12 protein-coding genes and 1 tRNA gene are annotated in these 15,640 nt (G+C 53.5%); 3 read left to right on the top strand and 10 right to left on the bottom strand.

Annotated features, from left to right (window positions below; all coding sequences use genetic code 11):
• Positions 1 to 18: 18 nt before the first annotated feature.
• A complete protein-coding gene (locus tag QYE77_RS13215) occupies positions 19 to 1,449 on the bottom strand; it encodes an MFS transporter (RefSeq protein WP_315625904.1) in 1,431 nt (476 codons plus the stop codon).
• 159 nt (positions 1,450 to 1,608) lie between these two features.
• Here QYE77_RS13215 and QYE77_RS13210 point away from each other — a divergent pair, with 159 nt between their 5' ends.
• On the top strand, positions 1,609 to 2,163 hold the full coding sequence (locus QYE77_RS13210) for an ECF transporter S component (RefSeq protein WP_315625903.1): 555 nt from the start codon (positions 1,609 to 1,611) through the stop codon (positions 2,161 to 2,163).
• Here the strand turns inward: QYE77_RS13210 and QYE77_RS13205 are convergent.
• Entirely contained in the window at positions 2,158 to 2,982 is an 825-nt protein-coding gene (locus QYE77_RS13205) for an energy-coupling factor transporter transmembrane component T family protein (RefSeq protein ID WP_315625902.1), read from the bottom strand. The two genes, QYE77_RS13210 and QYE77_RS13205, sit on opposite strands and share 6 nt — an antisense overlap.
• A complete protein-coding gene (locus QYE77_RS13200; RefSeq protein ID WP_315625901.1) occupies positions 2,979 to 4,715 on the bottom strand; it encodes an energy-coupling factor transporter ATPase in 1,737 nt (578 codons plus the stop codon). The genes QYE77_RS13205 and QYE77_RS13200 overlap by 4 nt, the downstream gene beginning before the upstream one ends.
• A 110-nt stretch (positions 4,716 to 4,825) precedes the next feature.
• On the opposite strand from QYE77_RS13200, the gene QYE77_RS13195 reads away from it, so the two are divergent.
• A complete protein-coding gene (locus QYE77_RS13195) occupies positions 4,826 to 6,949 on the top strand; it encodes an acetate--CoA ligase family protein (RefSeq protein WP_315625900.1) in 2,124 nt (707 codons plus the stop codon).
• 18 nt (positions 6,950 to 6,967) lie between these two features.
• Here QYE77_RS13195 and QYE77_RS13190 read toward each other — a convergent pair.
• Positions 6,968 to 7,039: transfer RNA gene (locus QYE77_RS13190), tRNA-Met, on the bottom strand.
• 86 nt (positions 7,040 to 7,125) lie between these two features.
• On the opposite strand from QYE77_RS13190, the gene QYE77_RS13185 reads away from it, so the two are divergent.
• Positions 7,126 to 7,848 (top strand): alanyl-tRNA editing protein, encoded by a 723-nt coding sequence (locus QYE77_RS13185; protein ID WP_315625899.1) that lies wholly within the window; start codon positions 7,126 to 7,128, stop codon positions 7,846 to 7,848.
• 16 nt (positions 7,849 to 7,864) lie between these two features.
• Here QYE77_RS13185 and radC read toward each other — a convergent pair whose 3' ends face one another.
• From radC to QYE77_RS13155, 6 genes are all read right to left on the bottom strand, one after another.
• Positions 7,865 to 8,563, bottom strand: a complete 699-nt coding sequence (gene radC / locus QYE77_RS13180) for a RadC family protein (RefSeq protein ID WP_315625898.1) — start codon at positions 8,561 to 8,563, stop codon at positions 7,865 to 7,867.
• Positions 8,564 to 8,578: 15 nt separating this feature from the next.
• Positions 8,579 to 9,619, bottom strand: a complete 1,041-nt coding sequence (gene holA, locus QYE77_RS13175) for a DNA polymerase III subunit delta (protein ID WP_315625897.1) — start codon at positions 9,617 to 9,619, stop codon at positions 8,579 to 8,581.
• A gap of 24 nt (positions 9,620 to 9,643) precedes the next feature.
• Positions 9,644 to 10,162, bottom strand: a complete 519-nt coding sequence (locus tag QYE77_RS13170) for a DUF6391 domain-containing protein (RefSeq protein WP_315625896.1) — start codon at positions 10,160 to 10,162, stop codon at positions 9,644 to 9,646.
• A 20-nt stretch (positions 10,163 to 10,182) separates the two neighbouring features.
• Positions 10,183 to 11,499, bottom strand: a complete 1,317-nt coding sequence (locus QYE77_RS13165) for a BCD family MFS transporter (protein WP_315625895.1) — start codon at positions 11,497 to 11,499, stop codon at positions 10,183 to 10,185.
• A gap of 12 nt (positions 11,500 to 11,511) precedes the next feature.
• Positions 11,512 to 12,969 (bottom strand): DNA repair protein RadA, encoded by a 1,458-nt coding sequence (gene radA / locus QYE77_RS13160; protein WP_315625894.1) that lies wholly within the window; start codon positions 12,967 to 12,969, stop codon positions 11,512 to 11,514.
• Positions 12,970 to 13,064: 95 nt separating this feature from the next.
• The gene (locus tag QYE77_RS13155) at positions 13,065 to 15,554 is read right to left on the bottom strand and encodes an ATP-dependent Clp protease ATP-binding subunit (RefSeq protein ID WP_315625893.1); all 2,490 of its coding nucleotides are present in this window, start codon (positions 15,552 to 15,554) and stop codon (positions 13,065 to 13,067) included.
• Positions 15,555 to 15,640: the final 86 nt, after the last annotated feature.

Raw genomic sequence — 15,640 nt, 5'->3', positions numbered from 1 at the left:
AGGTTACACATGAAGCCCTTATTGATGCCGACGAGAGGAAGGAATACCCATCAAGGCCAGATTTGAGAAGAGAAACAAAACCCCAAAAATGAGCATCAGTGGGGTGTAACCCACGGCATCGGCAATCGGTCCACCGATGTAGGCCCCAATTGCCCCCGCTCCCGCCCCAGCCAGGTTAGAAAGCCCCAAAAACCGCCCGGCGTGCTCTTCCGGAACAATTTCGGTTCCCAAAGCCCAGTTCGCCGCATAAAAAAGGCCAGTTGCAGCTCCTAAGACGGCACCGGCAACTCGCAATAGGGTTAAATCAGGCGCCAACACCACAATCGCTGCTCCCAGTGCCGCCATGCTCCCCGCCAGCAGTAGAATGGGGTGTTTACCAAAGCGGTCGCTTAGCCAACCACTGGGAAGGGTTGATAGCAAAACGAAAATTCCCACCACCATCACGATACTGGCAGCCGGTGCCGCTGCTCGCTCTCCTTGAAGGTCCACAAACCGCTCTTGCAGATAATAAATAAGAAAAGTGGCCAGATTGGTTGAACCCACCAGATAAGCCAAACGATTCACCACCCACCAAGGAAAACCCGGTGCCAGTTTCCAATCTCGACCCAATCCTATGCGCAGACTCCCCAAAACACCGCCCACAACCGCGATCATGATCATCAACAAACCCAGAGCACCTATTAGCCAGCGCCGCCATTCCAATGTCAGGAGTTGGGTGACCGCTACTCCCCACCGAATGACCGATCCACTCCCAAGGATAATGGCCGTGAACAACGCTGTCATTAGCAATAAACGAAAGAATGGACGCCAATCCAACGGCGCGGGTGGGTTTATCAAACGGCGTTCGGGGATAGTCATGGTAACCCCTGCACAAACGACTAGCACACCGATGACGGCGCCAATGCCTCCCCACAAATTTCCGTTGCCGATCAAGCGTGCTACCACGAAGGAAACAAAGATGAGCGGCAAAGGCAGTTCCAGAAACGCCTTTACCCCGGAGAAGCGTCCCCGCAGTGATTCGGGCACCAGGTCAGGGATCAGCCCTTGCGTGGCCGCATGGGCAATATTCGAACTGATCATTGAGAAAATATACAGCCCAAAGAGCACCCAAAAGCCCTCTAATCCATGCAAACCTGCCGCGACACCAATTAGGATGAACGCGATCACTTCCCCTACCGTTCCCACCAGGATGAAAGGGCGCCGTCTTCCCCATGGATGAACACTTCGATCCGAAAGCATGCCCATCAGTGCCTGGATTAGGAGGGCGACCATCAACGCCCATAAGCGGATAACACCCAGGTAGGTACCCTTGGCAGCCTCCCCCACAAACTGTTGCACTAATAATGGGACAATAATCGGTGATATCGTTTGACCGCGTGTGGTGAGGGCAAACCAATACAAGTTATATCGAATGTAATCGTACCAGCGGGGATGGGGAGGGTTGGACACAGAAACACCTCGCTTATCATCGGGAATGGCAGGATGGATTCATTTTAGCAAAAGGTTGTATCATTGGGTGTAAGTGCGCGGGATATTTTCAGCGCAACCTTTATGACCCACACGGGTTAGGTAAAATAGTGCCAGCCCTTGAACTATAAGGAGTAAACAATGCCAAACGAACGAACCCGTAAAGTTGTGGTTACCGGTGTTTTGGGTGCGATTGCCATATTCCTGGGCTTAACCCGCCTGGGCTTCATCCCCTGGTTTACCGGCGCCTCGCTGACGATCATGCATGTGCCGGTCATTATTGGTGCCGTCCTCGAAGGTCCGGTTGTGGGTTTGGGAATTGGATTTATTTTTGGCGCCTTTAGCATGCTTCAGGCTGCCATTGCCCCGACCGGACCCGCGGATGTCTGGTTCACTAACCCGCTTATCTCCGTAATTCCGCGGCTCTTCATTGGGCCAGTGGCCTGGTTGGTTTGGCGTGCTTTGGAACGGTGGCCCGGAATCGCCTTGCTCTTGGGCGGTATCGCAGGTAGCCTGACCAATACCATCCTGGTGCTCGGTGCCATTGGTCTGCTTGGTCTTCTTCCCTGGCCAGCGATGCTGCCAATTGTGGCATTAAACGGAATTCCCGAAGCAATTGCAGCGGCGCTACTCACACTGGCCGTCGTAAGTGCCTACCGCCAACTACCTCGCCGCGCCCAAGGAGCCCGCTTATAGAAGCAGGATTACACCTGCCAACCCAACTGCAATCAACAGAAACAACCAGTCCCCAGTCGCCCACGGATGCCCTCTGCGGGGGCGCTCTGCAGCAGGATTGCTATATCCCCGCGCTTCCATTGCCAGCGCCAAGGTTTCGGCTTTGCGCAAAGTCAGCAAAAAAAGCGGAATCAGCAGGGGATATAACTGCCGCACCCGCGCAACCAAACTACCTCGTCCGCTTCCCCAAATGGCCCCGCGTGAGGCTTGTGCTTTGGCGATTCGCTCAAGAATAATCGCCAGGTAGGGAATAAAGCGCAATGCAATTTGAACTGCCATGGCTACATCACGCGCAGGTATGCCAATAAACCTGAGCGGATACAGCAACTGACGCAATGCCCGCACCATCTCGGTATTTGAAATACAATACGAGCCTAAGAGTAGCCATAGCAATAACACTGCAAACCGGGTTCCTAACACCAACCCGGCCATTACACCTCCCTGGCTAATACGCATCCATCCCCACTGCACCACCCAGCTCCCTTCAAAACGATAAGACACCCAAATAGTCTGAATCAGCATCAAAAAGAGGAGAAACGGAAGCGGCAAAAGCAGGCTCCGTAATGCGTAACCCCAGCCAACGCGCGCCAAACGCAATATCAAAAGCGCCCCCAACAAAGCCAGAATGAGCCCTCTCAAATGCAGGCTGAACACCACTGCCAATACAATGCCGGTTAAGGCCAATACCTTAACTCGTGGTTCACGGCGATGCACTACCGTGTCCAGAGGGAAATACTGCCCCAAAGAGATCAAACGCAAATATTCAAACGACTCGCTCATGAACCAACCCCTAAGGCCATTTGCACAGCCATGATCAATTGAGCCTCGTGGTTTACCCAGGGTACCGGCCAACCTTTTTGACGCAGGCTGAGTATCACATGGAATAACAAAGGAGTCACCAAACCACTGGTCTGTAGCGCCAGACCATTAGCAACAACTTGCTGGGGTAAACCGCCCGCCCAATGAGTGCCTTTTACGAGAATCTCCACTCGGTCAATGAGGGGAAGTAAATCATCCAAATGATGAGTGGCAATCACATGGGTCACCCCGTTGGCCCTTAACTGATTCAAACTTAGCAGAAGCCCGCGCCGAGACGCCGGATCTAACCCTGCTGTGGGTTCATCGAGTAACAACACCTTGGGCTGCATCGCCAAAACCGAAGCCAATGCCACTTTCCGCCGCTCACCACCACTTAGCGTGAAAAGCGGGCGGTCTTTGTAGGTGTCAAAATCCAGCCCTACCATGCCTAATGCCCATCGCACGCGCTCGCGCAAATCCTTTACCCCCATTTGGCGCGGGGCAAATGCGACTTCATCCCCAACATAGGTTTCAAAAAATTGCACTTCAGGATTCTGCATCAATAGGCCGGCATACTGCCGCACGTGACGGAGATCAAGATTAGCCGGCAAGGTAAATGGACCCACCCGCACCTCTCCCTTCTGTGGCAGAAGCAACCCATTTAGATGCTGGAGCAAGGTTGATTTACCCGAACCGGTTGCACCCATCAGGGCCACGGCCTCACCCTCACCTACCTGCAAATCCACGTCCTGTAATGCCACATGAGCCATTGGAGTGCCTTGTAAGTAGGTATGGCCCAATCCCTTGACCTCAATCAGAGTTGATTCAACCTTGCGAGCATTTTCACTCACATTTATTGAATTTCCTTTCGCATCACCCGGAAAAGGTGGGATATTGTTCAATAGATCTTCCGGTTGAAGCGCCCTTGCGGGGAAACCCGCATAGATTAAATGTAACCTTTTAGCCAGGCGCAGAGTGGGTGGAATTTCGAGCCCCAGAGATTCAAGATGGTCCGAATTGGCAAACACAGTTTCGGGCGAGCCATCAAGAACAATGCGACCATGGTGCATGACAATCACCCGCTGAGCACGTGCCGCTTCATCCATATGATGCGTGACGTGGATCAAAGTGATCCCCTCGCGATTGAGGGCTTCTACCAAATCCAGCAAACGCATCCGCCCTTGAGGATCCAGCATCGTAGTTGCTTCGTCCAAAACCAGACAACGTGGGCGTACTACCAGCACCCCGGCTAACGCTAAGCGTTGGATCTGTCCCGCTGAGAGCAAGTGCGACGGACGTTGCCGATGTTCCCACAGCCCCAACACCTGGAGCATCTCTGCTACCCGCTGGCGTATCTCCGACTCAGCCAATCCCAGGTTTTCCAGCCCAAACGCCACGTCCTCTTCCACCACACTGGCAACGATTTGATCTTCGGGAAACTGGAAGACCATCCCCACAGATTGGCGGATAAACGGGTGTGCGGTCACGTCCCGCGTATTCCTTCCTTCTACCCACACATCCCCCTTTTCGGGCAATAACAGGGCATTAAAATGACGAACCAAGGTGGATTTACCCGATCCGTTCGCCCCAATGATAGCATTGTATTCCCCGGCTTCTATCTCTAGATCAACGCCTCGTAAGGCCGGCCAAATCTCGCCGTTTGGGGCACGATAAACGTAGTGAAGATTTCTGACACAAATCTGGGGTCTTGTCATTGCCCCGCAATTTTAACACAGCCACATAAACGCCGATGGTGGATTTGGACGCCGAAGACAACCTCAGATACAATTAGGACAGCCTCAAATCCCCCAAGTGGAGATTGGTCATGACATCCAGTTTGCGTCCTTTTTTTGCCCCCAAGGGTGTGGCTCTTATTGGTGCCTCTGACAATCCCTCAAAACTTAGCCACGGTATTTTAAAAAACATGGTCTCTTATGGCTACCAAGGTGCCGTCTATCCGGTTAACCCGAAAAGTACCCGCATCTTGGGATTGACATGTTATCCCGACATCCGCCAGGTGCCCGATCCGGTAGATCTGGCCGTCATCATCATCCCTGCGCCGCTGGTACCTGACGCCTTAGAAGCCTGCGGGGAACGCGGAATCCGTGCGGCCATTATCATCTCCGGCGGATTCAAAGAGGTTGGTCCCGAAGGCGCAGACCTGGAAAAGCACTGCCTGGAAATTGCTCGTAAGCATTACATGCGGCTTATTGGGCCCAATTGCGTTGGGACGCTTGATCTTTACACTGGCCTCAATACCACCTTCATCCAGGGGGTTCCTGCGCGGGGCGGGATCAGTTTTGTTTCCCAATCTGGTGCAGTAGGCGGTGGTGTTATTGACTATCTACGCGATAAAGGGGTCGGCTTTTCCGCATTTGCCAGCCTGGGTAACGAAGCGGATGTTACCGAGACAGATCTCATTGAATACTTTGCTGTAGATCCCAACACCCGCGTGATTACGGCTTATGTTGAATCAATTCGTGACGGCCAGCGCTTTCTCCACGTAGCCAGAGAGGTCACTCGCTATAAACCCATTGTGATGCTCAAGGCCGGGCGCACAGAGGCCGGTGCACGCGCTGTTTCCTCGCACACCGGCTCGCTTGCCGGTGCTAACGAAGCCTACCATGCCGCCTTCGTGCAAAGTGGCGTCATTGAAGCCCAAACTGTGGCCGAACTCTTTGAGATTGCTGTGGCTTTAGATACTCAACCCTTGCCCCAAGGTCGCCGCATCGCCCTCATTACCAATGCCGGCGGCCCAGCGGCGCTAGCCTCGGATAGCCTTGCCGCCCATGGGTTAACTCTGGCCACACTAAGTGCCACAACGCGCCAAACTCTGCGCGAGCACCTCAATCCAGCGGCACAGGTGGATAATCCGGTAGATATGCTGGGAGGCGCTGAGCCCCAAGACTACGCTTTTGCGCTGACCCACACCTTGCAAGACCCCAACGTGGATGCTGTTTTCACCATATTGGTGCCGCAAGCCCTGGTCAATCCGGCGGAGGTTGCCCAACGCATCGTCCAGACCGCCCAAGCGCAGGCAGACAAACCAGTCCTGGCCTGCTTCATGGGCGAATATAGCGTGGGTCAAGCCCGCGAAGTTTTACATCACGGGCGAATCCCTATGTACACCTTCCCGGAATCGGCGGGTTACGTGTTGGAGGCCATGGCCAACTATGCCCAATGGCGTCAAAAATCGCTTCTTACCCCTCAGCGCCCTCAGGATTGCCAACCTCAAGAGGTGAAGAGGTTACTCAAAGCCCAGGGTGAGCGGCTGGTCTGGGGTGAATTTGAAACCCGCCCGATTTTAGATGCCTATGGAATTCCCCTTATTCCTGGTGATCTGGCGCGTTCCTCGCAAGAAGCGGTTCAGATTGCCGAGCGTCTGGGTTACCCGGTGGTGCTGAAAATCGTGTCGCCCCACATCCTGCATAAATCGGATGTTGGCGGTATTCGCCTGAACCTGAATAACGCTGAGGACGTGCGTGCCGCCTTCTCTGAAATGATGGCACACATCAGGGCAAGGCTACCTCAGGCGGAGTTGGTCGGCGCTTTGGTTGAACCCATGGCACCCCAGGGTTATGAGGTGATTATCGGGATGCGGCGCGATCCTAATTTTGGCCCGCTGATGATGTTCGGCCTGGGGGGAATTTACGTTGAACTCTTTCGTGACGTTTCATTTCGGATCGCCCCATTGACCCGTGGGGACGCGTTGCAAATGATTAATGAAACCCATGCCGGGCGTCTTCTAGCCGGCTTCCGTGGTCAACCGGAAGCCGATCTAGACGCATTGGTAGATATCCTTCTTCGCTTTAGCCATCTGGCAGTGGACTTTCCTGCCTTGCAAGAGGCCGAAATCAACCCCCTGCTGGTACGGCCTAAGGGGCAAGGAGCACTGGTGCTGGACTGTCGCATTGTATTAGATGAAAATAAAAATTATAACAACCCATAACCCTTTTTAAACATTCAGTGGCGAGGGTGGGACTCGAACCCACAACCAACGGCTTATGAGTCCGCTGCTCTTCCGTTGAGCTACCTCGCCAGTGCGCCAAAATAATACTATGAGCAGGCTGTTTTGTCAACCGGCGTTGAGCCAAGAATTCCCAAACCTTACCCTGGAGTTTAGCAATGACCACGTTACTATATCTTGAAGATGCCTATCTACACGAATTCGACGCCATCGTTTTAAACCTAGATCCAGCCTCCAACGCCATTTTGCTCAACCGCAGTGCCTTTTACCCCGGTGGGGGTGGTCAACCGGCGGATAATGGCTGGTTGACGTATGCCGGTGCAACGATTCCCGTCGTTCGCTTGCGCAAAGCCCCCGAAGGTTTATGGCATCACCTTCCTCCCGATGCGCCCCTGCCAGAACCGGGCACGATTGTCCGAGGCAAACTTGACTGGGAACGCCGCTACGCTCTCATGCGCACCCATACGGCACTTCATATTTTGTGTGGTGTGGTTTTTCGCGATTATGGCGCGCTGGTCACCGGTGGCGATATGGAGCCTCTTCAAGGGCGCATGGATTTCGAATTTGAATCCCTGACCAAAGATTTGGTCGCGGTGATCGAAGAAAGCGTGAACCGTGAGGTGCAAGCGGCACGCTTGGTGCGCACAGCAATTTTACCCCGCGAGGAAGCCTTCCAAATCCCGGATCTTATCCGCACCAAGATCAACTTACTTCCCCCGGAGATCACCCAGATCCGGACGGTCGAAATTGTGGGGTTAGATCTCCAAGCAGATGGTGGTACCCATGTACGTAATACCGCCGAGGTTGGCCCTATCCGCATCGTAGATTACAAAAGCAAAGGCAAAATCAACAAGCGTCTATATGTCGCTTTAGAGCCATGACCTCAACGTTAAGGCTTCAGCCAAAAGCCAAACCACGCTCTTTGAGCGAGACGTAGCGACCTTGACCAATCACGAGATGATCCAACACTTCGATATCCAGCAAGCGCCCCGCCTGGATCAACGCCCGGGTTAAAGTAATATCTTCCTGGCTTGGGGTCGGGTCGCCGCTGGGATGATTGTGCACGACCAGGATAGACGCCGCATTGCGCTGTATGGCCGCACGAAAAACTTCGCCTACACGTACGGTAGAGGCGTTCAGTGACCCTTTATACATCTTCTCGATATGCAAGACATGGTTACGGGTGTCGGTCAGAATAACCCACAAATGCTCTTGGGTTAAGGCAGACATTTCATAGAGCACTAATGCCGCCGCATCAGCCGGGTTATGGATGGCTGGGCGTTCTTCCGGCGCAGCGGCGACCATCCGCCGCCCCAACTCAATAGCCGCCTTGATTTGAGCCGCCTTAGCGACACCAACACCATGCTGAGATTGCAATTCATGAAACGAAGCCCGATGCAAGCCGCTTAATCCCCCAAACGTCTGGAGCAACCGCGTTCCCAGTTGAACTGCATTTTCCCCTGGGACGCCTACCCGCAAGAGAATGGCCAGTAATTCCGACGTGCTTAGGGCTTCCGGCCCCAGTTTCGCCAAACGTTCGCGCGGACGTTCCTGGTCATCTAAATCACGAATGCGATAACCGGTTGAATTCTCCACATCCTTTTCCCCTTTTCAAGACCGTACACCTTGGAGTCGTGCTAACCCCACAACCAATTGCTCCATGGCTAAACGGGGTTCAAGGTTTCCGCTCTTAATGGCTAAATCGGTCTCAAATAGCCGTTGATAGATGGCCTCGAGTTCTGCCAACGTGTAGCGGCGTACTCGTTCTATCAACCGCTGAGCAATAAAGTCTTGCACCCTCAACCGTTCACCGATAACCTGGGCATCTCGTTCACCCGCTTCGATCAATTCGCGGGTTAGCAAAAGCAAACGAAACTCACGCACGATCAACGCCAATAACCCAATTGGATCTTGTTCGCCAAGCAGAATTTCCAACTGCTGCAAGGCTTGTTTAACATTCCCCTGGGCAGCGGCGTTTGTCATTTCAAACACGTTGGCTTGTCCGATCGGCGCGGAGAGCAGAAGCACATCATCCTCAGAAACGGGACGACGATCATCCACATAAGTCAATAATTTGAGGATTTCTTGATGAGCCAAGTGAGTGTCGTTCCCAACGTAATTGGCCAATAATCTGGCAGCACCGATGGTAACTACTCCCCCTAGCGCCCGGGCATGTTGAACTATCCACGTGGGCATTTGAGCCAGGGGCGGAAAAGGAAATGGTTTCTCAACTGCTCGCGCATTATTTTTATGCACCCATTCTAATAGCCACTTCCCAATACTTTTCATCGTTGACCACCCTTTATCCTTGCCACTGGGAATCAAGTGATCTTCGATCCAGATGACCAGATACGTGCTGCCCGGAAGGCTCTCTAATAAAGCGAGAAAGCGCTTTTGGGCTTGAGATGAGCGTAAGCGTTGGAGGGGATTGCTATAAACAACCAGCCGTTGCACACCAAAAAAGGGTAACGTCATGCATTCGGCGTATAGACGTTCTTCATCGTCAGTCTGAGCATCTAGGCGGACAAAATTAAAATCCCCCATCCCCTGTTCACCCAATATCCGGTGAGCTAACGCCTCCAGGTAAGCCTGCATCCCCGGCAAATCTTCACCGTAAACAAGATGAATCTGAGGCTCAGTCATCTGCGTCATTGGGCATCCTTAAACCCAATCCACTTATCGCGTCTTTACATGATAGATCATGTAGCCTTTGCGCTCAAAGCAATCCACTTGCTCAATCTGCAAATCCCCCAAGTCGGCGTCGGTGGTCAGGGTGCGCTGAAGCCATGGCCCAAGTGGCGCCGTCAAAATAAGCACCAAAGTTACCAGGAACATGACCAGGGGCAAGCGTTCTAACTTCTCCCGCCAACTGCCTTTTGCCCCCACCATACTCAGCCAGGCGACCAAGCCCGCTCCCAATCCCATTGAGACGTAATTTGTACCACAATTGGGGTGTATGGCCAAATCACGCTCTCCGGCCCGTAAACGCTGCAATGCCTCGGAAAGTCCGGCCTGAAAGGTCTCGATATCCACGTTTCCAATGATCCAGAATCCGCGGGCATTTGAATTTCCCGCCATGCGTAAGTCAGGGCGCTTGGCGGCCAGAACCTGAATCGTGGCATGCTCAAGCGCGTGATTGCGGCGAGTGCGCAGCCACCCATTTGGGCCCATCCATTCTAAGATCGAGTTTTTCATTGGGTAAGGCATCCTTTCTTTTATCCGGCATCAAGTTCCTGCATCATAGCGGCTCGGGTTCCCAGAGAAAGACGCTGGGACGTCGTACGAAAAGTTTCCACATCAATGTGCCGTAAAAGTCCAATGGATAATCCTAACAACATCGCCTGAACACCAAATACCACCCCGTAACCCAGCAGAGCATTTTGACTCACAACTAAGATGATGTCCCTTACCGCTCCACCGAGAACTGATCCCAAGATGCGCGCTAAAGCGCTGGCCATTCCCCATGCCCCCATATACATGCCAACACTTTTGGTCGTCATATCCAACATTAAAGAAAGGTTCGAGACGGTAGCCAAACCGCTTCCCAAACCTAATAAGACAACGCCCGCATAAAACACCTGGGCCGAAGCGACAATACCTGCCCCGATCATCAGAACAAAGCCGAGTAGCGCAGTTACTGCGCCCAGGAAGGCAACCCGGCGCTTACCCCAACGCGGTTCAAGCCAAGTTGCGGCTAATAGGGCAACTAAAAAACACGTGCCCCATATGGAGGTAATGCGCGTGGTTACGGCTACAGGGAGATTAAACGCTTCAGCGGCATAGGGCTCAAGCAGGATATCTTGACCCAAAATTGCGACTAATAAGGCACTCAAATAAACAAAGAAGAGGCGGGCCTGTGGATTGTGCCAGATCAAACGAAGTTGCGAACCCCATGAGGCTGGCACTTCTGGTGTGGCCTGGTTTGAAGGCATAGTTGATCGTGGCTCTAATTTTACTAGTCCTAATAGGCCCAATACCAGTGCAACCACAGCGATTGAACCAAATGCGCGTTGTAATTGCTCAGGGGAATATTCAGCCAGAAGTCGGCTCAAACCCGCCGCGGTCAGGATGATTCCCACGATCATAAGAAACCACATGGTTGCCACCGTGCGCGTCCGCTCCCGTTCACCTGAAAGCTCGGTGGCGAGTGAGAGATAAGATACGGCGGCCAGATTATAACCCAATCCCCATGCCCCGAACGTTAGCCCCAGTAGCAAGAGGCCGATGGAAAAGTTTTCGGGCAGGATAAACACCACCATCGGGGCGACCGCAAGGCCACCGACGCAGAAAAGCAACCCTGCCAAAATGTATGGGGTACGACGTAACCCCGCGATGGGATGACGATCACTAAATGCCCCGATAGCAACCTGAACCGGGGAGAACAAATAAGGCAATGAAGCCAGCAATGCCACCAGTGTTGCTGAGATTCCTAATTCCTTGATCATGACCCGATTTAGCGTGCTATTTATCGGCACCAAGGTGACCGCTACAGCTGCATGAATGAGTGCCAATTGCCAACGTTTTATACCCATCTCTTCACCCTCTCAAGAGGATTTAGCCGGGGAGTCAAGAAGCGCCAAGCGTAAGGCCTCACGCAGGGAACGGGCCTCTAGAACCTCAATCCCTTCTGGCCAGGGGTCAACACGACGCAATCGCCGCGGCACAATGGCCGACTTGAAACCCAATTTGGCGGCTTCGCGTAAACGAGCATTCATCTGAGCCACCCAGCGCAATTCACCCGAGAGCCCAATCTCGCCAATGAGCACTGTATCTGCACGAATCGGGACATCGCGATAGGACGATGCAATCGCCGCAGCCACTGCCAGATCTGCTGCCGGTTCGGCGATCCGTAATCCCCCCACGACATTAACAAAAACATCCTGATCACTCAGGCGTAACCCCAGGCGACGAGTCAACACAGCCACAATCAGTAGTAGACGATTAACGTCAAGCCCATTTGGCGTACGACGGGGATTGCCCAAATTCGACGGGCTGGTCAACCCCTGAATCTCCACCAGCAGTGGACGCGTACCCTCCATGGTTACCGCGATGGCTGAACCCGGGGCATTCACCATTCGTTCGGCTAAAAAGACCTCGGACGGATTAGGCACCTCGGTCATGCCAGTATCACGCATCTCAAACACTCCCACTTCCGAGGTGGCGCCAAAGCGATTCTTAACCGAACGTAATAAACGCACCGCCTGGTAGCGATCCCCTTCCAGGTAGAGAACCGTATCTACGATGTGCTCCAAAACGCGCGGGCCGGCAATCATCCCCTCTTTCGTCACATGACCAATCATGAAAACGGTTAGCCCCGAGGTCTTTGCCAATTCCCGTAAACGCGATGCACATTCCCGGACCTGACTTACCGAACCGGCACTGGATTGTAAAGCCGGCAAGTATACAGTTTGGATGGAATCAATGATAACCAAGCCGGGTTTAATATCACGAATATGATCCAGGATGACATCCAGGTTCGTTTCCGTCACCAGGAAAAGATGCTCGAGAAATGAATCACCTCTATTTTCATCCTTTTCGCCTTGCTCCATTTGGCGAAGCAACCGTAACGCTCGCATCTTAATTTGGCGCTCTGATTCCTCGCCTGATACATAGAGCACCGGGCCAGTCACAGCATTGACTTGGCCCTGCTGGATCATCTCCAATGCCATTTGGAGCAGCAAAGTAGATTTTCCGATTCCCGGATCACCGCCCAGAAGCACCACCGAGCCCCGCACGATACCGCCCCCAAGGACGCGGGCAAACTCCGCCATTGGCAATATCCACCGGTCTTCCGCTACTCCAGGGATCTCCTCTAAGCGCAGAGGACGAGAATGACTGGTCAAACCACGCAGAGAGGTCGCTGCCGCGGTGGACGAACTAGGTGCCGCAATGACCTCTTCCACCATGCTATCCCACGCCCCACATTGAGGACAACGCCCTAATGGGCGGGGAGAGGTTCGGCCACATTGCTGACAGACATAACGGGTTTGTGTTTTCGCCATAGTCGCAAAGAAAAGGGGCTGGCAAGCATCCAGCCTACCAACCCCGTCCTCACTACTAAATAAGGATGCCCATCATCATGAGGTTGCCACACCCATCAGATACTCATCTCAACCGTCTTTTGAGCCTCGGCTGGCGAGCTTTCTTCCTTGCGAAGCACAATCTCGCCGTCTACAGCATCCACAACGATGACATCACCCTCGTTGAACTCGCCGGCCAGAAGCGCATCCGAAAGACGATCCTCAATGCGGTTCTGCAGTACTCGCCGTAATGGCCGCGCGCCCATCTCCGGGTCATATCCTTCCTCGGCCAACTGTCGGATGGCCGCCTCGGTGGCTTTGAGCGTAATGTTGTTCTCGCGCAAGCGGTCGGAGACTTTTTGAATCTCTAAACCGACAATCTTGAGCAAGTCTTCGCGATTGAGAGCGCGGAATACCACCACACCATCAAGGCGGTTGATGAACTCCGGCCGGAAAACACGACGCAGCGATTCAAGCAGTTTCTTGCGCATCTCCTCGTAAGCCAACTGTTCTTCAAGCGTCTCATCACGCTTGACTTGGAAACCCATCACATTCTGACGCTTGATCATGTCGGCACCGATGTTCGAGGTCATGATAATGATGGTGTTGCGGAAATCCACCCGATGACCACGCGCATCAGTCAGGTGCCCTTCCTCCATGATCTGCAAGAGCATATTGTGGGCTTCCGGATGGGCTTTCTCAATCTCATCAAAGACCACGATGGAGTAGGGCCGACGGCGAATCGCCTCGGTCAACTGACCCGCTTCTTCATAACCCACGTATCCGGGCGGTGCACCCACCAGGCGGCTCACCGTGTGACGTTCCATGAACTCCGACATATCCAACTGGAGCAGTGCATCTTCACTGCCAAAGAGGAAGCGCGCCAGTGCCTTGGTTAACTCAGTCTTGCCTACACCGGTTGGCCCAAGGAACATGAACGATCCGATTGGGCGACGCGGGTCTTTCAAACCCGAGCGAGCGCGGCGAATCGCCTTGGCAATAGTTTCAATGGCCTCATCCTGCCCGATGATATGTTTGCGCAGTTCTTCCTCCATATGGAGCAAGCGTTCCGATTCAGTCTGCGCCATTTGCTTCACCGGGATACCCGTCCACATCGAGACCACCTCAGCAATGTCCTCGGCGGTCACAACCGGACTGTTCTCGCGGTCCCAACCACTGCGCAGACGCTCAATCTCTTCTTCAAGCATCTGTGCCTTTCGGGTTAACTCCTGTACCTCCTCATAACGCCCGTCCTCATTGGCCAAGATAATATTCTGGCGCAATGCCCGCAAGCGAGCCATGAGTTCCTTCACCGTCTTGGCTGATTGGCTTTTATACATGCGAACCCGCGAGGCCGCTTCATCAATCAGATCTATGGCTTTATCCGGCAAATAGCGCTCGGTGACATACCGCGCCGAAAGGCGGGCCGCCGCTTCGAGCGCTTCATCCGAAATGATCAAGCGATGGTGCTCTTCGTAGGCGCCGCGGATTCCGCGCAGGATTTCAATGGTCTCCTCCACCGTGGGCTCATTGACCATAATTGGCTGAAAACGGCGCTCTAACGCGGCATCACTCTCAATATACTTGCGGTACTCATCCAGGGTAGTAGCACCAATCACCTGCAACTCACCCCGCGAAAGGGCAGGTTTCAGGATATTCGCCGCATCCACAGAGGAACCAGCCGAACCCGCGCCGACGAGCATGTGCACTTCATCAATGAATAGGATGGCGCCCGAGGCTTTCAGTTCTTCAATGACGCGCTTCAAGCGTTCTTCAAACTGGCCGCGGTACATCGTTCCTGCTACCAACGAACCCACATCCAGTTGCAGAACTCGCTTGCCCAACAGGGGTGCCGGGACATCACCCTCAACAATGCGCTGCGCCAAGCCTTCGACAATCGCCGTTTTCCCAACCCCGGGTTCACCGATCAGAGCCGGATTGTTCTTGGTACGGCGCGCCAAAATTTGGATGACACGCTCAATTTCCATCTGGCGTCCAATGACCGGGTCGAGTTTATTTTCCTCGGCCAATGCCGTCAAATCAGTCGCCAGTTGATCAATCAGCGTTGTCTTTTGCTGGCTTTTCTGCTCTTGGCGTTGGGACGGCGCTCGCCCTGAGGCGCCCTGCAAGGCGCTACCGCTCTCTTGCAGCACACGCTTCGTCTGGCGCTTGATCTGCTCCGGGGTTACACCCAATTTACGCAACACGTCCAGCGCCTTACCCTCAGTAGAACGGATCAGACCCAGCAGCAGGTGCTCAGTACCGATATAATGATGTCCCATGTTCCGGGCTTCTTCGATGGCATACTCTAACACTTGTTGCACGCCCGGCGAAAGATCAATTCGACCACCACGGTATGTGCCAAAGCCGCTGATGCGATCAACAATATCCTGAACCCGTTCGGGTTCCAGACCCAAATCGCGTAATACACGGCTGGCAATACCGCCTTCTTCTTGAATTAGGCCTAACAGCAGGTGTTCAGTGTTTATAGTGCTCTGGTGCATGCGCTCGGCTTCTTGATGCGCCAAGCTCAACACTCTACGCGCCCGCTGCGTGAAACGTTCCATCCCAGACAAGGTAATCCTCCTTCAATACAAAACCAACTCTCCAAATAACTTTAATTTCTCAACCTATCATGGTGCGCAAATTTGCG

It is taken from the genome of Thermanaerothrix solaris (genome assembly GCF_032334255.1).
Taxonomy (GTDB): Bacteria; Chloroflexota; Anaerolineae; order Anaerolineales; family Anaerolineaceae; genus Thermanaerothrix; species Thermanaerothrix solaris.
This window is presented reverse-complemented; position numbering and strand designations above follow the sequence as displayed.